The following is a 21315-nucleotide window of genomic DNA, read 5'->3' as shown; positions in this document are numbered from 1 at the left end:
CAGCGTGGGATCCATCCTGACACTCAGCCGCGCCGGAAGCCTCGGATCCCCGTTCCCCCCCAGCACTGCTCCCCGCGCCGGACCGTCTGTCGTCTGTCATACACCATCATACCAGTGGAGCACGTCAAAAGTCCGAAACGGCCCCCCGGATCAGAAGAATGCCGTTTCACGAAAACCGGGAAACCATAACGGCAAAAACGCACTTCCCCAAACCCCGGAAAAGCGGTTCTTCATGCGTTCCTTTAACGTTCACGAAGTTTCCTTCGGCGAACCCCGGCGACACCACCGGTTTTGAACTTTCCAGAACGGCCTCCATGGCCCGATCCATCAGGCCTTCCGGGCGCGCTCCAGAAAAGCATCCATCTGATCCGCTTCAAGCGCGCCCGGAGCCACGGCGGCCGTCCCGAAAATGAACGTCGGCGTCCCGTCCAGACCAACAGCACGTCCCTGATCCAGATTGGTCGTGATCAACGCCACCGTCTGGGGCGAACTCATATCCGCCGTCAGCTTCTTCGCATCCAGCCCATTGGCCTGTGCCAGGGCGACGATCCGCTCCATGCTGGGCTTGGTGGTGTCTTCCATCAGCGCCTTGCGCATAACGTCATATTTACCCTGCGCACTGGCCGCGAAAATGGCCCGCGTGTCCAGAACACTGTTACTCCCCAGAACCGGCACAACCTTCTCGACAAGCCGCACATCCGGATGGCGGCTGAGGAAACTGTCCACCTGCCCCATCATGGAACGGCAGTACGAACAGCGCGGATCATAGAATTCCACAACCGTGATCTTCCCGTGCGGATTGCCCCGGATGGCAAAGTCAGGCGCGGTCTGAAGCTCGGACTGATGCGCCTTCACGGCCGCCAGCGTCGAATCCTGCTTCTGCTCCTCGGCCTTTTCACGGATCGAACGGATGGCATCCGTGAGAATGCTCGGGTCATTCTGCAACGCATCGCGCATGATGCCGACAATCTCGGCGCGCTGGGCTGGCGTGAACGACGTGGCCGGAGCCGCCAGAGCCTGACTGCCCGCAAGAAAGGCCATTCCGGCAACAACAGCAGACGCCGTGGCAAGCAGATGGTGTTTCAATGGAAAGCTCCGGATCAGCTGAAAGAAAGACAGAACGTCTGATCCATACGCCATAAAGAACGTCCACCGCAAAGAGAAGACACCAACTCGCCCCTCCCACAAACAGCAGATTACCGTTATGAGGGAACAAGAGCCGGAACCGGACCCACGGCGCAGACCTGTCTGCCCGCGCCCGTACTCCGCCAAGGCCACGAGGCCGGACAGTCGTGACCAGACATTGGAGAAACGCCAGGTGGCGCATCGTCAGCACCAGATTTCCACCCCGGACGCCACACAGACCCGTCGCATCGCGTCCCGTCTCCCGGCCTCACTAATGGCCTCGGTGGCTTCGGGCCTGCTTTTGGGCGCCTGCTCATGGATCCCGGGCTCCCACCTCGTGGGCATCAGCGAAACAGCCGCGCCCGCAGGCGGCAGCATCGGCACGGTCGTTGCCGACGAGCCCCAGGCCGCGCTGGTCGGCCATGACGTGCTGGCCCGCGGCGGCAACGCTGCCGATGCCGCAACCGCCACGGCCCTCGCCCTTGGCGTTACCCTGCCCTCCCGCGCCTCCTATGGCGGCGGCGGCGCGTGCCTGATCAGCCGACCCGGCGAAGCGGCGCAGTCCATTTCCTTCCTGCCCCGCCCCGGCACCAGCAAGGGCGCCGACCGCCCGGCCGGCACGCCTGCCAGCTTCCGTGGTCTGTATCTGATGCAACTCCATTACGGCACAGTCGAGTTCAACGATCTGATCGCCCCGGCCCTGAACCTCGCCAGCACGGGCATCACCGTCAGCCGTGCTCTGGCAACCGATCTGGCCGCCGTCCACACCGCACTTCTCGCGGATGAAAGTGCGCGCACCATTTTCGGACGCGGCGAAGCCTCCACGCTCGCCGCAGGCGACAGCCTGGCCCAGCCCCGGCTCGCAGGCTTCCTCGAACGCATCCGCGTCGCAGGCGTCGGCGACCTCTATAACGGCGCCCTCGCCGACGTTTACGTCACCGCCGCCCAGAAAGCGGGTGGCGGCCTGAACGACGACGACATGCGACAGACCCTTCCCGTCCAGACGGATGCGCTGATGACCCATCAGGGTGGCATGACCGCCTCGTTCCTCGCCCCGCCCGCCGATGGCGGCCTCGGCGCGGCCATCCGATACACGACGGGCGCTTCCGCACAGGGCGCGGTCGCCGCATGGCGCGCCTCCGGCAACACGACCCTCGCCGCCGCTCAGGCAGCCCTCGACAGCGGCCGTTCCGGTAGCGGCAGCCTGCCGTCCCTTCCGGCTTCGACATCCTTCGTCGTGACCGACCATTCGGGCATGGCCGTCGCCTGCGCCCTGAGCGAAAACAACCTGTTTGGAACAGGCCGCATCGCTGGCAGCACCGGTGTTGTCCTCAGCGCCTCCCCGGCCCGGACGCCACAGCCGCTGCTTTCCGCTGCAATCCTGCGTGACCAGCGCAGTCTGCGTGCCGTCATCGCCGCTTCGGGGCAGAACGAAGCCGCGGATGCCGTCGGAGACGCCGCCCGTGCTGCCGCCCATGACGCCCCGATCCCTCATGAAGGAGCCGGTCGCATCAACGCAATTGTCTGCCACGGCGACGATTCGTGCCACGGCGTGACGGACCCCCGCGCCGCAGGCCTCGCGGCCGGCACCACAAACGACAGCGCCCACTAACAAAAAAGCCCCGCCGGTTTCTGAACCGGCGGGGCTTTTTCATATCCGGATCCTATCCGGTAAAACTTCGCACCAGACTTCCCGCCACCAGTGACCATCCGTCAACGACCACGAAAAAGATCAGCTTGAACGGAAGCGACACGGTACTTGGCGGCAGCATCATCATGCCAAGGCTCATCAATACGCTGGACACCACCAGATCGATGACCAGAAACGGCAGATAGAGCAGAAATCCCATCTCGAAACCGCGGCGCAGTTCCCCGATCATGAACGCTGGAACCAGCACACGCCAGGGCGTGTCGCCGATCTTCGCAGGCGGCTTTTCATGCGCAATATTGAGGAACGTCGCCACATCCGCAGGCCGCGCCGTCACCGCCATGAAGTCGTGAAACGGCTGGGCCGCCGCCGTCAGCCCCTCCATTTCCCCGACACGCCCCGCCATCATCGGCTCGATCCCCGCATCCCACGACTTCTGAAGTGTCGGCTGCATCACGAATAGGGTCAGAAACAGCGACAGCCCGATCAGAACCGTATTGGGAGGCGTCCCCTGCGCGCCAAGCGCACTGCGAAGCAGCGACAGCACGATCACGATCCGCGTAAACGCCGTAATCATCACCAGCAGGCTCGGCGCCAGAGACAGAACCGTAATCAGCGCCGTAAGCTGCACCAGGCGACTGGTCGTCCCAGCCCCGCCCGCAGCCCCGTTCTGCCCCAGATCAATGCTCACGGCCTGTGCATGCGCCAGATGCGGCACACACACACACGCCAGCAGGATCATAAGCGGAAAAAGCGCCCCAAGCCGCATCAGAGCCTGCCTCACGCCACGTCCTCCGCAGCGGACTCATCCAGCGCCGAGGCAAAAGTCTCCCGCTCTGTCCAGTCCATCAGAATGTCCTGATTGCCCCCCGTGAGGACCAGAACCTCCCGCGCGCCATACCGCACAACCGAAAGACGCCGCGTCCGGTCGAGCGCCATCTGCCCCACAAGCGACAGCCCCGCCTGTCCACCCCGCGCACCGCTCTTTTTCTGCTCCAGAAAACGCAACAGGGGGCGGGCACAGAAAATCAGTACGACAATGAAAATCAGCGCGGCAATCGCATTCACGCATTCATGCAGGGTCATAGGTCAGTCATCCTCATTCCCCGGCATGATGCCCAAGATCGGTTAATGACCGCTTAATTGATGACGGATTTCACGCGAGAGGCTGACAACAGCCTTGGAAACACGCAGTGCATATCGAGCGACCACCCCCGAATCTGCGGCTCAGGCAACCATTTATTAAAGATTTCACGCCATCATGTCCCTCGCCGGCATTTTCCCGGCTCCTGCATGACGGAGACTGTCGCGATGCGGAATATCGACTCAACCAGCACAGGCGGCACCGACCTCTTTTCCCTGGGCCGTGACCGCATGAACTGGCTTCAGGCCCGTCAACAGGTGCTGGCTGGCAATATCGCCAACTCGGACACGCCGGACTATCAGGCCAGAGACGTCTCCCCGTTCGAAGCCGCCCTGGGCGAGTTCGACATCACCCCGACCATCACGCAGCCCGATCATATCGGATACACCGCCTCCGGCGCGCACGTCATCGAGACGTCGTCGGAACAGTCCCTGGACGGAAACCAGATCTCACTGGACCAGCAGATGGAACAGGTCGCGGATGTCAACGACCAGCAGCACCTCGCTGTAAACGTCTATTCCAAATATCTGAGCATGTTCCAGACGGCGCTCGGAAAATAAAGGACGCTGACGGATGAACCTGTCCACCACCATCGGCATTTCCGCAAGCGGCATGGACGCACAGGCCCAGCGCCTGCGCATCGTTGCGGAAAACCTCGCCAATCAGGATACGACCGGCTCCCAGCCGGGCGCTGATCCCTATCGCCGCAAGACCATCACCTTTGCCGAACAGGTGGACAACGAAAGCGGCACCTCGACCGTCGGTGTCCAGAACATTGGTCAGGACATGTCGGATTTCGACACCCGCTACGACCCGTCTCATCCCGCCGCCGACGAGCGCGGTTACGTCAAAGTTTCCAACGTGGATTCCATGACTGAAATGATGGATATGCGTGAAGCCGAGCGCTCCTATGAAGCCAACCTGAACGCCATGCAGAGCAGCCGGACCATGCTGTCCCGCACGCTCGACCTGCTGAAGTAACCCACATGCTCACCTCCCTCTCCCATGCCCATAACGCCTACGCCGTCCAGAGCCTCCAGAGCCGCCTGGAGGGCGTTACGGACGATATCGCGGACGGCATTCAGAACTCGTCCGCAACGGGCAGCAGCAGTTCCGGAACGGATTTCGGCTCCATCCTGTCCCAGTCCGTCAGCAGCGTCATCGACAGCGGTCATGATGCCGAGGCCAAGGCCGCTCAGGGCCTCAAGGGCGGTGGCGACATGACCCAGATCGTCACCGCCATTTCCAATGCACAGCTCGCCCTCCAGACCACGACCGTGATCCGCGACCGAATGGTGCAGGCGTATCAGGATGTGATGAAAATGACGATCTGACCATGCAGGCCATCGATCTCGGTGCCATTCTGGAGCAGACATTCATTGTTGCTCTCAAACTGAGCGCCCCAGCCCTGCTGACCGCACTCGGGGTCGGCCTTCTGGTCTCCCTCGTACAGGCCGTGACCCAGCTCAACGAAGCCACACTGTCCTTTGTCCCGAAGGTTCTGGCCATTGGGGCCGTCATGGTGATGGCAGGGTCCTTCATGACCGCAACGCTCATCAGTTTCGCCCGACACCTCTTCGATCAGCTCATTCTCGTCGGCACGACCTGAGCCTGCTGCCTTTCAGATCCGGATTTGACTGACATGTGCGTGCCCAAAGCAACCGTTCTGTGAACACGGGTCTTACCAATACGGCAGTCCCCACAGCGCTCCAGGGGCTTGACCTCAGCGGCCCGGTTCTGAGCGTCTGGGCGCTTGCTTTCGTTCTGGTTCTCTCCCGGACCGGCGGGGTCGTCATGCTCATGCCGGGCATCGGCGAACAGTCCATGCCCATGATGGTCCGCGCCGGATGCGCCCTCACGCTGACGGTCCTGCTCCTTCCGCTCGTCGCCCCCCTTCTGATGCAGACGCATCTGGACGCCCTCGCCCCCCTCGCCCTGTGCGGCATGATTGCCGTTGAGCTTTTCGCGGGGGTTCTGATCGGCTGGATGGCCCGCCTGATCTGTATGGCTCTGCCGATTGCCGGTCAGATCATCGCAGTCTGTATGGGAATTTCCAGCGTCCTTCAGCCCGATCCGGATCTGGGCTCCGGCAGCTCTGCTCCCGCCCGTTTCCTCAATCTGCTGGCGCCGCTCGTGCTGCTCGTGACGGGTGCCTATATTCTGCCCATCCGCGCGATCCTCGGCAGCTACACCATCATCCCCCCAGGCGGTGCGCTCCTCCTTGCCACGACACATGCCCACTGGAATTTGCTGGGCGATTCCGCGCAGGGCGTCATCCAGCTTACGGAACACAGCTTCGCTCTGGGACTGGAACTCAGCGCACCCTTTCTGATCCTGTCACTCGTCTGGCAGGGCATGCTGGGCATCATGACACGCCTGCTTCCGACGCTACAGATCTACAACGCCGCCAGCCCCCTGCAACTTCTGGGCGGCATCGCCCTTCTCGGCCTCACCCTCAGCACCATGATCGCCATCTGGCAGGGACAAGCCTTCGACGTCCTCCGAGCACTTCCGGGTCTCTGAACGATGTCTGACTCCGACGACAAAACAGAAGCCCCATCAGCCCACCGCCTCCAGAAAGCGCGCGAGGACGGCCAGATCGTCATGTCCCGCGAGGCCATGAGCTTTGTGGCCCTTCTGGGAGGGTTCGCAGGAATTTTCATGATCCTGCCCCACCTCGTGACAGATTTTGTCCACAGCATGAAGGCCCTCATGGCCAATGCAGGCACGGTCCCGATGGCGCAGGGCGGTTTGCTGAGCAGTACCAATCACGCCATTGAGGCGGGGCTCTCTCTGGCCGTTCCCATGGCGGCCACCGTGGCGGCCTTCTGCCTCGGCGCGGGATTTCTGCAAACGGGCTTCCTCATCCACCCCGAGTCATTGCTGCCAAAGTTCGAACGGGTCTCTCCACTCGCCGGCTTCAAGCGCATTGCGGGCGGCGGAACCCTGCCGGACACGTTCAAGGCTCTCGCAAAATTTGTCATCTTCGCCGCCGTGCTCTGGCACATCACCAGAAATGCCATTCCAACCGCGTCCCGGATGGTCGGGCTGGAACCCGGCCCGCTCCTGAAAATGATGACAGACCTCGGATTCAGCGCCGCCGCCGCGATGATCGGCGCACAGCTGGTGATCGCGGGCTTCGATATTTTCTGGATGCGCTTCCGCCATACGTCCAAGCTGAAAATGAGTCGGGAAGACCTCAAGGACGAATATCGGAATGCGGAGGGCGACCCCCATGTGAAAGGTCGCCAGAAAGCCCTGCGCGCCAAGGCTGCCAAACAACGCATGATGGCAGCCGTCAAAACAGCCACCGTTGTCGTCACCAACCCTACGCACTACGCGGTCGCCCTTGTCTATGAAAAGGGCACAGGCGGCGCCCCAAGAATCGTTGCCAAAGGCATGGATGACGTGGCCGCCAGAATCAGGGAAATCGCACAGGACAACCGTGTCCCGATTGTTGCCAACCCGCCTCTGGCCCGCGCCCTCTTCACCCTCCCGCTGGAAAGCGAGATCCCGGCCGAACATTTCAAGGTTGTGGCGGCCATCATCGCCTATGTCTGGAAACTTAAACGCCCCGCAGGCCTTTCCGCCCCACTGAGGTAAGCCAGCCCCTCGCCCACGGAAAAAATCTTCCGCCAAAGCCTGTCTTCCCCTTGGCGTCGCGGGGGGCAAACATGATATGCCTCTCAGAAGAACATTTTGCGAACACGGGAAGGCGATAACCGTGACTGATGCAGTGCTTTGCGAGAATGGCTGCCCGGTCTATCGTACCCTGCACACGCCAGCCCAAACCTATTGCGAGGATTGAATGGACAAGACCAAGGCGCTTGAAGGCGCACTCAGCCAGATTGAGCGTGCTTTCGGCAAGGGCTCGATCATGCGCATGGGCCAACGGCCAAAAGTGGAAGCCAATGTGATTTCAACCGGCTCCATCGGACTGGACATTGCGCTTGGAATCGGCGGCATGCCGCGCGGCCGTATCGTTGAAATCTACGGACCGGAAAGCTCGGGCAAAACCACGCTCGCCCTGCATGTTCTGGCCGAAGCCCAGAAGAAGGGCGGCACCGTCGCATTCATCGACGCCGAACATGCGCTCGACCCCGGCTACGCCCGTAAACTCGGCGTCAATATCGACGATCTTCTTCTGAGCCAGCCAGATGCCGGCGAACAGGCTCTGGAAATCGCCGATACGCTCGTCCGGTCCGGCGCCGTTGACGTGCTGGTCGTGGATTCCGTGGCAGCCCTCGTCCCGCGCGCCGAGCTTGAGGGCGACATGGGCGACAGTCATGTCGGTCTGCATGCCCGCCTCATGAGCCAGGCCCTGCGCAAACTGACGGGAACGGTCTCGCGGTCCAACACGCTCGTGATCTTCCTCAACCAGATCCGTATGAAAATCGGCGTGATGTTTGGCAATCCCGAGACGACCACGGGCGGCAACGCCCTGAAGTTCTACTCCTCCATCCGCCTCGACATCCGCCGCATCGGGTCCATCAAGGACAAGGATGAGGTCGTCGGCAACCAGACCCGCGTCAAGGTCGTCAAGAACAAGATGGCCCCGCCGTTCCGCCAGGTTGAGTTCGACATCATGTATGGCGAAGGCATCAGCAAGATGGGCGAACTGCTCGATCTGGGCGTGAAGGGCAACATCGTCGAGAAATCCGGCGCATGGTTCTCTTTCGACAGCCAGCGGATCGGTCAGGGACGTGAGAACGCCAAGCAGTTCCTGCGTGACCATCCGGACATGGCGTCCGAAATCGAACGACGCATCCGGGCCGAAGCCGGCGTCCTCGCCGACGCCCTGATGACGGACCCCGAACCCGACGCAGACGGCGCTTCGGAAGACTGAAACGAAAAAGGGCTCCCGCAACGGAGCCCTTTTTTATGACCTGTCTCTCCTGGGAAGAGAACCGTTCAGGCCGCAACCCGATTGCGAACCCGATCCCACAGCTTCGCACCTTTGATCATCGCCCGCGCAATCGCCGGTGTGGTCGTGGGCCGCAGCAGCCGCGGATCATACCCCGCAAACCGACGGTCGTTTTCATCCAGACAGAGCTGCATGAGGTCCGGGACCTTGACGTCCATGGCCGTCATGTCCTTGGCGCCCGTAACGGTGAAATTGTTGTCCTGGGTGTGCTCTTCGCCATTCTCGTCAATCGAACGGGCCAGCCCCATGCGCTCATAGGCGAGGAACAGCCACACGCCGATCACACGCAGCTCAAACCAGGGCCGCTTCCAGAACGGCATGGTTGCGCGATGCCAGGCCAGCCAGTTCGCGAACAGCAGGATATGGCGGCATTCTTCCTGCATCACCGGCTCGAACGTCTCGATCAGTTCCTGCGGAAACAGACCCGCCCGCTCGGCCAGCGCAAACAGACCGAATGCAAAGAAACTGTCCACACATTCCGAAAAACCCGTAACCAGATAGGCCCATTCCGTGTCTTTCGGCGTGATGTACGGAGGCTCCGGCGCCATCGGAATCTTGTAGGCCTCGACCAGCTTGGACAGGACCTCTTTGTGCCGGTTCTCTTCCCACGCATTCCGCGAGAGCGCGTCCTTCATGTCCGGATCGGTGATCATGTCGGCATAGGCGGCCATGCGCAGACGCGCCTTGCCCTCGGTCTGGACCGCAATATCCCAGATCGGCAGGGACGTGATGCGATGCAGCGTCTCGGGATCCAGCGTCGGCCAGTCGATCACGGAGGGCTTGTACGGATTGAACGTATCGCGGAACATCGCGGCGACGGCCCGTTTGTGCTCTTCCGTACCGGGCTTGAGCGGGCCCTGGATCGGGCTGCTCCAGTGGCGCGCTTCGTAATCAACGCGCTCTAGCGTCTTCTCCGACGGTGCGTCGGGAAGATGGGAATAGATTTCGGCCAGACTTTTCATGATGGTCTTCGCGGCGTGCCCGAAGACACGCCGTGCCCCTTGGAGCTTGTAGTTTTACTTCAGGTCGGTCGCAGAATTGATGATGCGGTTCACAAGCCCGTATTCGATCGCTTCCTGCGCCGACATCCAGTAGTTGCGGTCCGTATCCTTGGCGACCTTCTCGTAGGTCTGTCCGGTTTCCCTGGCGAAAAGACGGTTCAGACGCTCGCGCATCTTGATGATCTCGCGGGCCTCGATGTCGATATCCGTTGCCGGACCGCGCACTCCACCCATCGGCTGGTGCAGCAGAAAGCGCGTGTTCGGCAGACAGACGCGCCGCTCGGGACGGCCAGCCGCATAAATCAACGCCCCGGCGGAGGCGACCCAGCCGGTCCCGATCATGTTGATCGGCGCAATCGAATCCACAAAGCGGATCATGTCATGGATGGTGTCGCCACTCTCCACATGACCGCCCGGCGAGTTCACATAGACGTCGATCGGCTTGTCGGACGTCCCGGCGAGTGCCAGCAGGCGCCCCGTCACATCACGGGCGATCTTGTCGTTGATACCGCCGAAAATCAGAACTTTCCGCTGATCGAACAGACGGCCTTCAAGCTCGCTGATCGGGCTGTTCAGCGTCTTGTTGTCTTCCTCGCGGGTTTCGCGCTCCGGAGCATCCGGCTCGTCGTCCAGGCGGGTCGGGTTCATTCTGGTGATATCCATATCGTTTCCAGATCCAGCATGCATCTTCATACCCCCTATCCTGCGCTTCGTTTTCGTCGGTGCCAAGTCCTCCTTCCATGTGAAGGGGACAGGAACACTCGCCATCCCGGTCCCGAACGGCTAGTGTCCGCCGTATTTCGACATTCCAAAGACAGCAGGAACGGCACAGTGGCCCCAGGGATCAGCAGGCAGCCCATGACAGCGGCAACACGCAGAACTGCGGGAAAAATCCCGTTTCTCCTGCTGATGACCGCGCCACTTCTGACGGCCTGCCAGCATCGGGACATGACCGATACCGTCACCGGCTGGTGGCATGGCTTCGAAGGCGGCGAAATCGCAAAACTGCGCGCCCCTCCGCCGGGGGAAAACCTGCCCTACCCCCATGTCGGCCGCACGCCCACGCAGGCACCGAACCTCCCGACCCCGGAAGCCCGCCTGTCGCTGACGACCCGCCTTGAGGCGCAACGGAACCTCGCCCAGCGCGAAAGTGCCGCCCAGGGCGCCCTCCCGACCATCCCGCCGCCGCCCAAACCCACACCGGCCGCCGTAACGACCGCCAACGCCGAGCAGAGCGGCATGACCATGACAACCGTTGGCCAGCCGGAGCCCGAAAGCCCGTCGGCCATCAATCCGGCACCCGACACACCCGCCACGGCATCTCCCGCTCAGGCTCCGGCAAAGAAGCCCCCCGTTCAGGCACAGTCACCGGCCCCTGAAGCCGAACTCCCTCCCGTGGTGGCCAAATCCATCCCGCCGACCCCTCCGGGCCAGTTTCCGAAAATCGGAGACCTCCCGCCCCCACCGCCGCAGTTTCCGGGGTTCGACCTCCCGCGTGACGCCATGCTGAGCGATCCTGTCCAGCCCGATATCGACACCTCAACACCCGAAGGCACCCTGATCCGCTTTCAGCCCGCCACCGACCACGTCATGGGCAACCCGCAGGGCGATTACCAGCATATCGTCTCACAGCGCGGCAACCACCCCCTGACCATCCGGGGCTTCGGCGCCTTCATGAGCGCGGACGCCGCTCTTGCCCCTGCGGACCAGAACCGGGAAATCGCTCTCGGCCTGCTCCGCGCCCGCGTGGTTGCCCGCGCCCTGATCGAACGCGGCGTCCCGGCCTCGGCCATCATTCTCAAGGCCGAAGCCATCGGCGACGGCGTGCGCGTCACCACGGGAGGCTGACAGAAGGCTTAGCCGAGAGGCCGAAAGACACATTGTGAGATCTGTCACAGTCAGACTGTTCCACTCCTGGAAAAACCTGTCTATCGTCGCGTCTCCCTTTCACCCTCTGCCCCAGAGCTGGTCATGACCGAAGAGTTCCACCGCATCCGCCGCCTGCCGCCCTACGTGTTCGCTGAAGTGAACAAGGCCAAGGCCGCCGCGCGAGCCGCCGGTGACGACATCATCGACCTGGGCATGGGCAATCCCGACAGCGCACCACCGGCGCATGTCGTGCAGAAGCTGATCGAGACGGTAGGAAATCCGCGCGCGCACGGCTACTCCGTCAGCCGCGGCATTCCGGGCCTGCGCAAGGCCATGGCGAACTATTACGAGCGCCGCTTCAACGTCTCGCTGGACCCGGAAACCGAGGTCATCGCAACACTGGGCTCCAAAGAAGGGCTGGCGAACCTCTCCGCCGCCATCACGAGCCCCGGCGACACGATCCTGGTCCCGAACCCGTCCTACCCCATCCACCAGTTCGGCTTCATCATCGCCGGAGCCTCCGTCCGCTCGATCCCGGCCACGCCGGACGAGGACATGCTCCGCGCTCTGGACCGTGCCGTCCGCCATTCCGTGCCCAAGCCGACGGCTCTGATCGTCAACTTCCCGTCCAACCCGACGGCTTTTGTCGCGAACCTCGATTTCTACAAGGAACTTGTGGCCTTCGCGCGACGGGAAAACATCTGGATCCTCTCCGATCTGGCTTACGCGGAAATCTATTTCAACGAGAACGAGCCGCCCCCGTCCATTCTCGCCGTTCCCGGTGCCAAGGACGTGGCTGTCGAGTTCACGTCCATGTCCAAGACCTATTCCATGGCGGGCTGGCGCATGGGCTTTGCGGTCGGCAATCCGAAGCTGATCCAGGCCCTCACACGCATCAAATCCTATCTGGACTATGGCGCCTTCACGCCCATTCAGGTCGCTTCGGTCGCCGCGCTGAACGGTCCGCAGGACTACGTGTCCGAAATCCGCGCCATGTACAAAGACCGCCGGGACGTTCTCCTGCGCGGCCTTCAGACCGCCGGATGGGACGTGCCCGTTCCCGCGGGCTCGATGTTCGCCTGGGCCCCCATTCCCCCCGCCTTCGCCGAAATGGGCAGCGTCGCCTTCTCCAAACTCCTGCTCAAGGAAGCAGGGGTTGCAGTTGCACCCGGCCTCGGATTCGGGGAATACGGCGAGGGCTTTGTCCGGATCGGACTTGTCGAAAACACCCAGCGGCTGCGTCAGGCGACGCGGGCCATCAAGAGCTTCATGACCCGGCACGGCGCCGGGGCCGGAACCGCTGACCTTCTTGGAGCTGCATCATCGTGAAACCACTGCGGATCGGACTGGCTGGACTTGGAACTGTCGGAATCGGTGTCATTCGTCTCCTGCGTGAGAATGCTGACCTGATTACCGCCCGGGCCGGCCGGCCGATCGAAGTCGTGGCCATCACGGCCCGTGATCGCACGCGCGACCGCGGCGCCGACCTGTCCGCCATGCGCTGGCACGACAGTGCCATCGCCGTGGCACAGGACCCGGAGATCGACGTGGCCGTCGAACTCATCGGCGGATCCGAAGGCCCGGCGCATGACATGGTCCGCACCGCGCTCGAACGCGGCCTTCCGGTCGTGACCGCCAACAAGGCGCTTGTCGCCCTGCATGGAGACAGGCTCAGCCGCCTGTCTTCGGAAAAGAACGCCCCCCTCCTGTTCGAAGCAGCCGTTGCGGGTGGCATCCCTGCCATCAAGCTTGTGCGTGAAGGGCTGGCTGCTGACCGTCTTCTCAGCGTGGGCGGCATCCTGAACGGGACCTGCAACTACATCCTGACCGAAATGCGCGCTACGGGCCGGGATTTCACGGACGTTCTGACCGAAGCGCAGGCCAAGGGTTATGCCGAAGCCGAACCCTCCACGGACGTGGATGGCTGGGATACGGCCCACAAGCTCGCCATTCTGGCCGGTCTGGCCTTCCGCCCTATCGCCTTCAGCACCCTCTCCGTTCAGGGCATCCGCGACATCACCGCGACCGACCTGAAATTCGCCGACGAACTCGGATACCGCATCAAGCTCCTCGGCATGGCCCGCCAGGCTGAAAACGGCAGCGTCGCAGCCTGGGTCCGCCCCTGCCTCGTCCCCGCCAAAGCCCCCATTGCCGCCGTCGAGGGCGTCTTCAACGCCGTCACCACACAGGGCGTCTTCAGCGGTCCGATGACCATCTCCGGTCGTGGTGCGGGCGAAGGCCCGACCGCCAGCGCCGTCGTCGCCGATCTGATAGATCTGGCGCGGGGAACCGCCATTCCGGTGTGGGGCACAACCACCGTGCCAGCCGCCGCCGACTGCGCCAGTCTCGCTGATTTGAACAGCGCTTTCTATTTACGTCTGAACGTTCAGGACCGTCCGGGCGTAATGGCAGAGCTGACATCGGTTCTCCGGGACCATGATGTCTCCGTTCACTTTGTTTCCCAGCATGATGCTGCAACCGGATGCGCCGACCTGACAATCATCACCCATCAGGTTCCTGAAAAAGCCATTCATGCAGCCGCAACAGCACTCGCCGTCCTTCCTGTCGTGACCGGAAAGCCGCTTGTGCTCAAAATCGAGGATCCCCTTGCGTGATCGACCCTCAGAACATCCCCCCCTATCGCGTCACTGACCGCAACCTGGCCCTTGAGCTTGTCCGCGTCACGGAGGCGGCCGCAATCGCTTCCGCGCACTGGACCGGTCGCGGCCAGAAGAACGAGGCCGACGGCGCAGCCGTACAGGCCATGCGCGCAGCCTTCGACACCGTCGCCATCGACGGCATCGTCACCATCGGCGAAGGTGAGATGGACGAAGCCCCGATGCTCTACATCGGCGAGAAAGTCGGCTCCGGCGGACCGGCGATGGACATCGCGGTCGATCCGCTCGAAGGCACGAATCTGTGCGCCAAGAGCCTGCCCAACGCCCTGACGGTCGTGGCGCTGGCCGAACGCGGCAAGTTCCTCCACGCCCCCGACATCTACATGGAAAAGATCGTCGTCGGCCCGGATCTTCCCGAAGGCGTCGTGGATCTGGACGCTTCGATCGGCAACAATCTCCGCTCGCTGGCCAAGGCCAAGAAGCGCAACGTGTCGGACATGGTCCTGTGCGCGCTTGACCGTGAAAGACATGAAGAGCTGATCGCCTACGCCCGCGAAGCCGGCGCCCGCGTGATGCTTCTCAGCGATGGCGACGTCGCGGCCGCCATCGCAACCTGCGTGGACGGCGGCGGCGTGGATCTGTACGCCGGTTCCGGCGGTGCGCCCGAGGGCGTTCTGGCCGCAGCAGCCATCCGCTGCATGGAAGGCCAGATGCAGGGCCGCCTCCTGTTCGAGGACGACACCCAGCGCCAGCGGGCGCGCGAAATGGCGAATGGCCTCGACCCGGCCCGCAAGCTCTACCTGCACGACATGGCCTCCGGCAACGTTCTGTTCTCCGCAACGGGCGTCACATCCGGCCCGCTCCTGAAGGGCGTGGAACGTCCGAGCGCGACCCGCGCGCGCACGCATTCCATCGTGATGCGTTCAAAATCCCGCACGGTGCGCTATATAGAGAGCCATCACAGCTTCAAACCACAGGCAGAACCCGCGTCCTGAACGGAGAACCATGCTCGCAGACGATACGGGCGCCGTCCTCGGCGTAACCCGAAGTGCAGGAAACCGCCGCTGGATCTGGCGCGATCCCAGGCTGGCGGAAGCAGACAACCGCCTGGCCCTCGCTCTCGCCCAGCAGGCCAACATCCCTGAACTTCTGGCCCGTATCCTCTCGGCACGGGGCGTCGCACCCCACGACGCTTCCTCGTTCCTGAATCCCCGCCTGCGCGACGCCATGCCCGACCCTTCCTGCCTGCAGGATATGGACCGGGCCGCTGAACGCCTCGCACAGGCCGTCCGCAACCACGAGCATGTCGGCCTGTTCGGCGACTATGACGTGGACGGCGCCTGCGGCACGGCCCTCGTCTGTGACACGCTGCGCGAACTCGGCTGTACCGTCAGCACCCATATTCCCGACCGTCTGACCGAAGGCTACGGCCCCAACACCGCAGCCCTCGAAAACCTGCTGTCGGAAGGTGCCACCCTGCTTGTCTGCATCGACTGCGGCACCGCTGCGATCGACATCCTCAACGGCCTGACAGACCGTGCCGACATCATCGTCCTCGATCATCACAAACCCGATGGCGCAGCCCTGCCCAAGGGAATCGTGGTCAACCCGAACCGGCTGGACTGCACATCGGGCCTGAACAACATCTGTGCCACCGCCGTCGCCTTTCTCACCATGGTCGCCACGATCCGCCTCCTGCGCCGCACCAACTGGTTCGACGGCGGACAGGCCATCCCCGATCTGCTCCAGCGCCTCGACCTCACGGCCCTCGCCACCATCTGCGACGTCATGCCCCTGACCGGCCTGAACCGTGCACTGGTCATGCAGGGCCTGCGCGTTATGTCGCGTGGGGAGCGCCTCGGACTGGCCACACTCTCCTCCGTTGCGGGCGTGAAGGAAGAAGCCAGCGCCATGGCCTGCGGCTTTGCCCTCGGCCCTCGTATCAATGCCGGAGGCCGCATCGCACAGGCCGATCTTGGCCTGAAACTTCTGCTCTCCGAAGATGTCGTGGAAGCCCGCGCCCTCGCCGAACAGCTCGACCGCGTCAACCGCCAGCGCCAGACCGTCGAATCCACAATTCTCGATTCCGCAATGGAACAGGCCCAGCAGCAACTCGATGCAGGCCACGCCGTCATCTTCCTGCATGGAGAAAACTGGCATCCGGGCGTCGTCGGCATTGTCGCTGGCCGCCTGAAAGAGCGCTACAACCGTCCTGCCCTGGTCGCCGCACTGACTGATGGCATTATCAAGGGCTCAGCCCGCTCAGTTCCCGGACTGGACCTCGGAACAGCCATCATCGCCGCCCGCCAGAACGGCCTCCTCCTCACGGGTGGCGGACACGCCATGGCCGCCGGGTTCTCCCTTGCCGCAGACCGCGCGGAAGACTTCCACGCCGCCCTGAACACACAGCTCTCCACAGCACTCGCGCTCCCCAAACAGGACGCACTGAAACTCGACGGCATCATGACACTGGCCGGAGCCTCCATTGCCGTGGCCGATCAGCTCTCCCGACTGGAGCCCTTTGGCCCCGGCAATGAAGAGCCCGTTCTTGCCATCAGCAATGTCCGCTGCGTCAAAAGCGAACGCATCGGCAAGGATGGCAATACGCTCCGCGTCATTCTTCAGGGCGAGGACGGAAACACCCGTCTGCGGGGTCTGGTCTTCCGTGCAGGCGACAAACCCTTCGCCCCCCTGCTGGAGGACCGCGCCATGCCGCTGGTCCATGTCGCAGGCACATTGCGCGCCGAAACATGGCAGGAGCGAAAAAATCTATCTTTTTTCATTTCCGACGCAACAGCCGCTTGACGCCCTCCGAAACCCCTTCTATACACCCGCTCACGCCTCCAGTCCCGTTCGTCTAGAGGCCTAGGACACTGCCCTTTCACGGCGGCAACACGGGTTCGAATCCCGTACGGGACACCAATTTTTGGTAATGATATCAGCGTATTAGAGCTGTATCGGGCGCCAAAATTAAAAAAATTAAGTAGCGGTTTTGGACCAATGATGATTCCGTCTAATTTCGGAGTTTATCGCGTGGCCCGCACAAAATCGGCCAAGAATGCCAACGATCCTGCGACAGGACGACCGGCAACCTGACGGCGTAAGTTGCCGGGGCGCCAGCAATACCGGGCCCCCAAGCTGCTCAAAGGCCAGCGGATTATCAGAACATTTGATATCGCTCGTCTTGCCCACGCCTGACTCGAGGAAACCTCGGTCAAAACGCGTGAAGAGCGTCATATCGACGTCCAGGCCTTGGACGGCCTCGTGCTCCAAACCCTGATTGAGCGCTACCGTGACGAATGCATGGCGCACCGCGACGCTGACCGGACAGGCCATATCCCCGCACCTCTTCGCGACCCCATCGCAGACCTGAAGCTCTCTCGCCTGACGGCTCCAGCAGTTCGAGGCTTTCGCGTCCGTCCGGAGATAAACGTCCGTTTTCTCAATGGTATGCTGCATGTCCTGCGCGTCGGTTGTCCCCGGCGAGATATGCATGAGTGTTATGGCCAGTGGAACTCGGTCTATGTCCGGTTCCGGCGCTGGGCTGAAAGGGTGTCTGGGATGCCCTGCTGCAAACCCCGATAGACTTGAGACTGACTGATGACTGGCAGCATATGCTGTGCCGCGGCCTGTACTCGGTCATGCTCCCATCAGATAATGGGCGATCCCACTGAGGGTGCGTCGCCTTTCTTCCTGAGAAAATAACGGTGCACCGATCAGGAGTTCATCAGGCCTGTATCGCTCCACGAAGGCGGAAATGTTTTGCGCAACGGTTTCTGCCGTTCCCACAAAAGTATGACGCAGTGTACTATCAAGAAGACGTTGCTCCTGGCCATTCCAGGACACTGGATGGGGTGCAGGAAAAGTCGTCGGACGTCCCTGACGCAAAGCAATGAAATGCTGTTGCAGGGATGTGGCCGCTTGCTGCGCCTTGGCGTTCGTCTCTCCGATCACTGCGTTGACGCCCAGCATGGCGTAAGGTGATTGCAGCCGCTCCGAAGGCTCAAACCGCTCCCGATAGAGCGCCAAGGCATCTTCCATCAGGTCAGGGGCAAAGTGACTGGCGAATGCGAACGGCAGCCCCATGATAGCGGCCAGATGAGCTGAGAACAGGGACGATCCCAGCAGCCAGACCGGCAAAGTCAGCCCCGCGCCTGGAACAGCAAAGACTGTCTGCCCTGGTTGCGGCTTTTCAAAATAACGCAGCAGTTCGACGACATCCTGTGGGAAGCGGTCAGCAGAGGTCGGGTCACGGCGCAGTGCGCGCATTGTCGCCTGATCGGAGCCGGGCGCACGTCCAAGCCCGAGATCGATCCGGCCTGGATAAAGGCTTTCCAGCGTTCCGAACGCTTCGGCAACAGCAAGCGGGGCATGGTTCGGCAGCATGATCCCGCCTGCGCCTACCCGGATGGTTTTCGTAGCTCCTGCGACATAGCCAATCACGACCGCAGTCGCGGCGGAAGCAATGCCTGGCATCGAATGATGTTCGGCCAGCCAGAAGCGCTGGAAGCCGAGACTTTCCGCATGCTGCGCAAGATCCGCACTTCGATGAAGCGCCTCGGCGGCCGAACTGCCTTCGGTGATGAACGCGAGATCGAGAACTGAAAGTGGAATCATGTGCAACGCCCTGTCACCGTTTTCCCATACAGGTGGGGTGTGCTGCGGTATGTACCAAGCAGAAAGTGGCAAACCGTCTCAAACCAGAGAGGGCGCGACTGGAATCTCAAACCCTCATCAGCCCCTCTTCTCAGGAGCATAGGTCTCGGCCAATCCCGGAGCGGTTCAGATATGCTATTGACGATTAAAGCATATGATTCATATATGTTGCGTATATTATTTTTCGAAAGAAATAGCGATGGGTATTGTCAAAATCGACGAAGATCTTCATGAGGAAGCACGTCGGGCCAGCGCCGTAATGTGCCGCTCCATCAATGCTCAAGCTGAGTTCTGGATGAAGATCGGAATGTTGGCTGAAGCTAACCCGACCCTCTCCTTTAACGACATTGTGAAACAGCAGCTTGCCATGGGCGATGTCCGTGTCGCGAACCTGACTGTCGCATGACATGCTGAAAAACTCTGATGAACTGGCTCATATGAGGGTTTCGGGGAGACTGTTGGCATCCGTTTTTGAAATGCTGGACGAACTAGACCTCGTTGGCATGTCAACGCTGACCGTTAATGATTTGGTTGAGCGCTTCATCACGGTTGATCTTAGAGCTCGCCCGGCCAGTAAGGGGCAATATGGCTTCAAATATGTCCTGAACTGCTCAATCAATCATGTTGTCTGTCATGGAGTGCCTGCTCCGGACGAAATCATCCGGGACGGTAACATCATCAATCTCGACATCACGCTCGAGAAAAATGGTTTCATAGCAGATTCGAGCAAAACCTATCTTGTGGGTCGTGTGCCGCCAGCCGCACACCACCTTGTCCGGATCGCCCAAGAGGCGATGTGGCAAGGCATAAAGCAGGTGCGTCCAGGCGCGCATTTGGGAGATATCGGTTTTGCAATCGAACGGTACGCCAAAAGGAAGGGCTGTTCCGTTGTACGGGAGTATTGTGGGCACGGGATCGGTCGTGAGATGCACGAAGAACCTCAGGTGCTTAATTTCGGAAAGCGAGGAGCAGGCCTGGAATTAAAAGAAGGGATGGTTTTTACCATAGAACCCATGGTCAATCAGGGTACGCGGCTGGTTATGACTGAAAACGACGGATGGACAGTCGTAACCAAGGACCGAAAGCTTTCCGCCCAGTTCGAACATACGGTCGCTGTTACAAAAAACGGTGTGGAGATCCTGACCTTGCGTCGAGATGAGGTGTCAATGCTGGGAGACGGAGTTGTAGGCTTCTTATGACAGGCAAGAGGAAGCTTGCAGGGAGTTGTCGCTTTCATCCCGTCCTCAGCTCGATCCGACCATGAAGCTGGCCTCGTCTGATGCGAGAAAAGCAATTACTTTAGCGATCTCCTCTGGCTGAGCCGCACGTCCGATGGGCCGTCCGCATCAATATGGTTGAGAATATTGGTCGCGGTATCTCCCGAACCCACTGCATTGACCCGGATCCCACGACCGATTGCTTCCACTGCCAGTATCCTGCATTGACGATAGCGCCGGTACCGTTCGGGATCATCGCACGCATCGCCTCACGCATCGCCTCACGCGAGTGCAGGAACACGCCCTGGATATTGACGGCGAAGATGCGGCCCAGTCCTCAAGCGTCATGTCCACCATCAGTTTGTTGATGATAATGCCGGCATTGTTCACAAGAATACCCAATACTCTGTCAGCAGAGGAACAAGATGGCCGGCCGCGATGAGAGGCTGGACCTCGCCCTCAACCCGGACGATCTGTCAGCCGAAAGTGTAGCAGGTAGACAGGATGCGACTTTACGATGCCAAAGACCGCGAACCCGCGATGAGAATATCGACGAGGCGTTTTGCACTGCTCTCCCAGCCGGGACCGGCCGAAAAATTTGAAACGCCCGCCAGCGCGCGGAGCAGATCCAGAGGCTCGATGTCCGCGCGAAACTCACCGGCTGCGATGGCAGCGGAGACAAGGCTGTTGACTGCGGCTTTCAGAACATCGCCGGAATGCGCATAGAGCGCCCCTGTTCCCCCGACCAACCCGTTGAGCGCGGGAGCGATGACCTGCTTGGCGGCGATGTAATCCACGAACAGTCGCATCCATGCGCGCAGCGCCTCCACGGGTGGATGCTGCGCGGCCAGCACGGGGGCCGCTTCAGCGAGGCGATCCAGTTCAGCGCGATAAACCGCCTCGATAAGAGCGTCGCGATTAGGAAAGTGGCGGTAGAGCGTGCCGATGCCAACGCCCGCACGCCGCGCGACTTCATCCAGAGGAATGTCCACTTCGCCCATCGTAAACGCAGTTTTGGCCACGTCCAGGAGCTGTTCCCGGTTGCGCTGTCCGTCGCTGCGCGGTCGGCGACGAGATTTTTTCACGTCGGTCACCTGTCCTCCTCTTGTTAAA

The 21315-nt window shown here is 61.6% G+C and carries 24 protein-coding genes and 1 tRNA gene; 17 read left to right on the top strand and 8 right to left on the bottom strand.

The genetic code is table 11. The features are described from left to right. Positions 1-327 precede the first annotated feature (327 nt). The gene (locus A0U94_RS01840) at positions 328-1086 is read right to left on the bottom strand and encodes a DsbA family protein (RefSeq protein WP_231865348.1); all 759 of its coding nucleotides are present in this window, start codon (positions 1084-1086) and stop codon (positions 328-330) included. Positions 1087-1318: 232 nt separating this feature from the next. Here A0U94_RS01840 and A0U94_RS01835 point away from each other — a divergent pair, with 232 nt between their 5' ends. Next, positions 1319-2737, top strand: coding sequence for a gamma-glutamyltransferase (locus A0U94_RS01835; RefSeq protein WP_077803787.1), 1419 nt, complete (start codon positions 1319-1321; stop codon positions 2735-2737). Between the two features lie 52 nt (positions 2738-2789). Here A0U94_RS01835 and fliP read toward each other — a convergent pair whose 3' ends face one another. Further along, positions 2790-3515: a flagellar type III secretion system pore protein FliP gene (gene fliP / locus A0U94_RS01830; RefSeq protein ID WP_331709171.1), complete on the bottom strand. Its 726-nt coding sequence runs from the start codon at positions 3513-3515 to the stop codon at positions 2790-2792. 38 nt (positions 3516-3553) lie between these two features. Next, the gene (locus A0U94_RS01825) at positions 3554-3859 is read right to left on the bottom strand and encodes a flagellar biosynthetic protein FliO (protein WP_062030439.1); all 306 of its coding nucleotides are present in this window, start codon (positions 3857-3859) and stop codon (positions 3554-3556) included. Between the two features lie 207 nt (positions 3860-4066). Here A0U94_RS01825 and A0U94_RS01820 point away from each other — a divergent pair, with 207 nt between their 5' ends. The 7 genes from A0U94_RS01820 (at position 4067) to recA (ending at position 8763) form a co-directional block, all read left to right on the top strand. Continuing rightward, entirely contained in the window at positions 4067-4477 is a 411-nt protein-coding gene (locus A0U94_RS01820; protein WP_244178042.1) for a flagellar basal body rod protein FlgB, read from the top strand. A gap of 13 nt (positions 4478-4490) precedes the next feature. Beyond that, positions 4491-4898: a flagellar basal body rod protein FlgC gene (gene flgC, locus A0U94_RS01815; protein WP_062030443.1), complete on the top strand. Its 408-nt coding sequence runs from the start codon at positions 4491-4493 to the stop codon at positions 4896-4898. A 5-nt stretch (positions 4899-4903) separates the two neighbouring features. Beyond that, positions 4904-5251, top strand: a complete 348-nt coding sequence (fliE, locus tag A0U94_RS01810; protein ID WP_062030446.1) for a flagellar hook-basal body complex protein FliE — start codon at positions 4904-4906, stop codon at positions 5249-5251. Positions 5252-5253: 2 nt separating this feature from the next. Further along, on the top strand, positions 5254-5526 hold the full coding sequence (locus A0U94_RS01805; protein ID WP_062030448.1) for a flagellar biosynthetic protein FliQ: 273 nt from the start codon (positions 5254-5256) through the stop codon (positions 5524-5526). 59 nt (positions 5527-5585) lie between these two features. Further along, positions 5586-6440, top strand: coding sequence for a flagellar biosynthetic protein FliR (locus tag A0U94_RS01800; RefSeq protein ID WP_077803786.1), 855 nt, complete (start codon positions 5586-5588; stop codon positions 6438-6440). Positions 6441-6443: 3 nt separating this feature from the next. After that, entirely contained in the window at positions 6444-7520 is a 1077-nt protein-coding gene (locus A0U94_RS01795) for an EscU/YscU/HrcU family type III secretion system export apparatus switch protein (protein WP_077802267.1), read from the top strand. A gap of 205 nt (positions 7521-7725) precedes the next feature. Next, positions 7726-8763 carry a recombinase RecA gene (gene recA, locus A0U94_RS01790; RefSeq protein WP_062108834.1) on the top strand — a complete coding sequence of 346 codons (1038 nt, stop codon included), beginning with the start codon at positions 7726-7728 and terminating at the stop codon, positions 8761-8763. A gap of 65 nt (positions 8764-8828) precedes the next feature. Here the strand turns inward: recA and A0U94_RS01785 are convergent, their stop codons facing one another. Further along, positions 8829-9803: a ferritin family protein gene (locus tag A0U94_RS01785; protein ID WP_062030454.1), complete on the bottom strand. Its 975-nt coding sequence runs from the start codon at positions 9801-9803 to the stop codon at positions 8829-8831. Between the two features lie 54 nt (positions 9804-9857). Then, on the bottom strand, positions 9858-10535 hold the full coding sequence (locus A0U94_RS01780) for an ATP-dependent Clp protease proteolytic subunit (RefSeq protein ID WP_062030456.1): 678 nt from the start codon (positions 10533-10535) through the stop codon (positions 9858-9860). 165 nt (positions 10536-10700) lie between these two features. On the opposite strand from A0U94_RS01780, the gene A0U94_RS01775 reads away from it, so the two are divergent. The 7 genes from A0U94_RS01775 (at position 10701) to A0U94_RS16310 (ending at position 17914) form a co-directional block, all read left to right on the top strand. Next, entirely contained in the window at positions 10701-11690 is a 990-nt protein-coding gene (locus tag A0U94_RS01775) for a hypothetical protein (protein WP_077802266.1), read from the top strand. Between the two features lie 123 nt (positions 11691-11813). Continuing rightward, entirely contained in the window at positions 11814-13040 is a 1227-nt protein-coding gene (locus A0U94_RS01770) for an LL-diaminopimelate aminotransferase (RefSeq protein WP_062027526.1), read from the top strand. Beyond that, entirely contained in the window at positions 13037-14326 is a 1290-nt protein-coding gene (locus tag A0U94_RS01765) for a homoserine dehydrogenase (protein WP_062027528.1), read from the top strand. Before A0U94_RS01770 ends, A0U94_RS01765 begins: the two co-directional genes overlap by 4 nt. Next, the gene (gene glpX / locus A0U94_RS01760) at positions 14323-15324 is read left to right on the top strand and encodes a class II fructose-bisphosphatase (RefSeq protein ID WP_062027529.1); all 1002 of its coding nucleotides are present in this window, start codon (positions 14323-14325) and stop codon (positions 15322-15324) included. The genes A0U94_RS01765 and glpX overlap by 4 nt, the downstream gene beginning before the upstream one ends. A gap of 10 nt (positions 15325-15334) precedes the next feature. Next, entirely contained in the window at positions 15335-17134 is a 1800-nt protein-coding gene (gene recJ / locus A0U94_RS01755; RefSeq protein ID WP_077802265.1) for a single-stranded-DNA-specific exonuclease RecJ, read from the top strand. A 41-nt stretch (positions 17135-17175) separates the two neighbouring features. Further along, a tRNA-Glu gene (locus A0U94_RS01750) sits at positions 17176-17251 on the top strand. Positions 17252-17632: 381 nt separating this feature from the next. Beyond that, complete coding sequence (locus tag A0U94_RS16310) at positions 17633-17914, top strand: transposase (protein WP_408735619.1); 282 nt, start codon at positions 17633-17635, stop codon at positions 17912-17914. A 54-nt stretch (positions 17915-17968) separates the two neighbouring features. On the opposite strand, the gene A0U94_RS01740 is transcribed toward A0U94_RS16310, so the two are convergent. Next, positions 17969-18946, bottom strand: coding sequence for an LLM class flavin-dependent oxidoreductase (locus A0U94_RS01740; protein ID WP_077802264.1), 978 nt, complete (start codon positions 18944-18946; stop codon positions 17969-17971). A 238-nt stretch (positions 18947-19184) separates the two neighbouring features. Between A0U94_RS01740 and A0U94_RS01735 the strand changes: the two genes are divergently transcribed. Next, positions 19185-19391: a ParD-like family protein gene (locus tag A0U94_RS01735; protein ID WP_077802263.1), complete on the top strand. Its 207-nt coding sequence runs from the start codon at positions 19185-19187 to the stop codon at positions 19389-19391. Position 19392: 1 nt separating this feature from the next. Next, entirely contained in the window at positions 19393-20184 is a 792-nt protein-coding gene (gene map / locus A0U94_RS01730) for a type I methionyl aminopeptidase (protein ID WP_077802262.1), read from the top strand. A gap of 45 nt (positions 20185-20229) precedes the next feature. On the opposite strand, the gene A0U94_RS15990 is transcribed toward map, so the two are convergent. Beyond that, positions 20230-20319 carry an SDR family oxidoreductase gene (locus A0U94_RS15990; RefSeq protein ID WP_197458958.1) on the bottom strand — a complete coding sequence of 30 codons (90 nt, stop codon included), beginning with the start codon at positions 20317-20319 and terminating at the stop codon, positions 20230-20232. Between the two features lie 395 nt (positions 20320-20714). Beyond that, the gene (locus tag A0U94_RS01720) at positions 20715-21296 is read right to left on the bottom strand and encodes a TetR/AcrR family transcriptional regulator (protein WP_062027534.1); all 582 of its coding nucleotides are present in this window, start codon (positions 21294-21296) and stop codon (positions 20715-20717) included. Positions 21297-21315: the final 19 nt, after the last annotated feature.

This window comes from Gluconobacter albidus (assembly GCF_002005485.1).
Lineage (GTDB): Bacteria > Pseudomonadota > Alphaproteobacteria > Acetobacterales > Acetobacteraceae > Gluconobacter > Gluconobacter albidus.
Note: the sequence above shows the minus strand (reverse complement) of the source record. Positions and strands in the feature narration are given on the sequence as shown.

Coding starts and splice junctions, on each gene's coding strand:
- fliP (WP_331709171.1), bottom strand. CDS start 3,515: ATGATCCTGCTGGCGTGTGTGTGTGTGCCGCATCTGGCGCATGCACAG.
- A0U94_RS01825 (WP_062030439.1), bottom strand. CDS start 3,859: ATGACCCTGCATGAATGCGTGAATGCGATTGCCGCGCTGATTTTCATT.
- A0U94_RS01820 (WP_244178042.1), top strand. CDS start 4,067: ATGACGGAGACTGTCGCGATGCGGAATATCGACTCAACCAGCACAGGC.
- flgC (WP_062030443.1), top strand. CDS start 4,491: ATGAACCTGTCCACCACCATCGGCATTTCCGCAAGCGGCATGGACGCA.
- fliE (WP_062030446.1), top strand. CDS start 4,904: ATGCTCACCTCCCTCTCCCATGCCCATAACGCCTACGCCGTCCAGAGC.
- A0U94_RS01805 (WP_062030448.1), top strand. CDS start 5,254: ATGCAGGCCATCGATCTCGGTGCCATTCTGGAGCAGACATTCATTGTT.
- A0U94_RS01795 (WP_077802267.1), top strand. CDS start 6,444: ATGTCTGACTCCGACGACAAAACAGAAGCCCCATCAGCCCACCGCCTC.
- recA (WP_062108834.1), top strand. CDS start 7,726: ATGGACAAGACCAAGGCGCTTGAAGGCGCACTCAGCCAGATTGAGCGT.
- A0U94_RS01785 (WP_062030454.1), bottom strand. CDS start 9,803: ATGAAAAGTCTGGCCGAAATCTATTCCCATCTTCCCGACGCACCGTCG.
- A0U94_RS01780 (WP_062030456.1), bottom strand. CDS start 10,535: ATGAAGATGCATGCTGGATCTGGAAACGATATGGATATCACCAGAATG.
- A0U94_RS01775 (WP_077802266.1), top strand. CDS start 10,701: ATGACAGCGGCAACACGCAGAACTGCGGGAAAAATCCCGTTTCTCCTG.
- A0U94_RS01770 (WP_062027526.1), top strand. CDS start 11,814: ATGACCGAAGAGTTCCACCGCATCCGCCGCCTGCCGCCCTACGTGTTC.
- recJ (WP_077802265.1), top strand. CDS start 15,335: ATGCTCGCAGACGATACGGGCGCCGTCCTCGGCGTAACCCGAAGTGCA.
- A0U94_RS16310 (WP_408735619.1), top strand. CDS start 17,633: ATGGCGCACCGCGACGCTGACCGGACAGGCCATATCCCCGCACCTCTT.
- A0U94_RS01740 (WP_077802264.1), bottom strand. CDS start 18,946: ATGATTCCACTTTCAGTTCTCGATCTCGCGTTCATCACCGAAGGCAGT.
- A0U94_RS01735 (WP_077802263.1), top strand. CDS start 19,185: ATGGGTATTGTCAAAATCGACGAAGATCTTCATGAGGAAGCACGTCGG.
- map (WP_077802262.1), top strand. CDS start 19,393: ATGCTGAAAAACTCTGATGAACTGGCTCATATGAGGGTTTCGGGGAGA.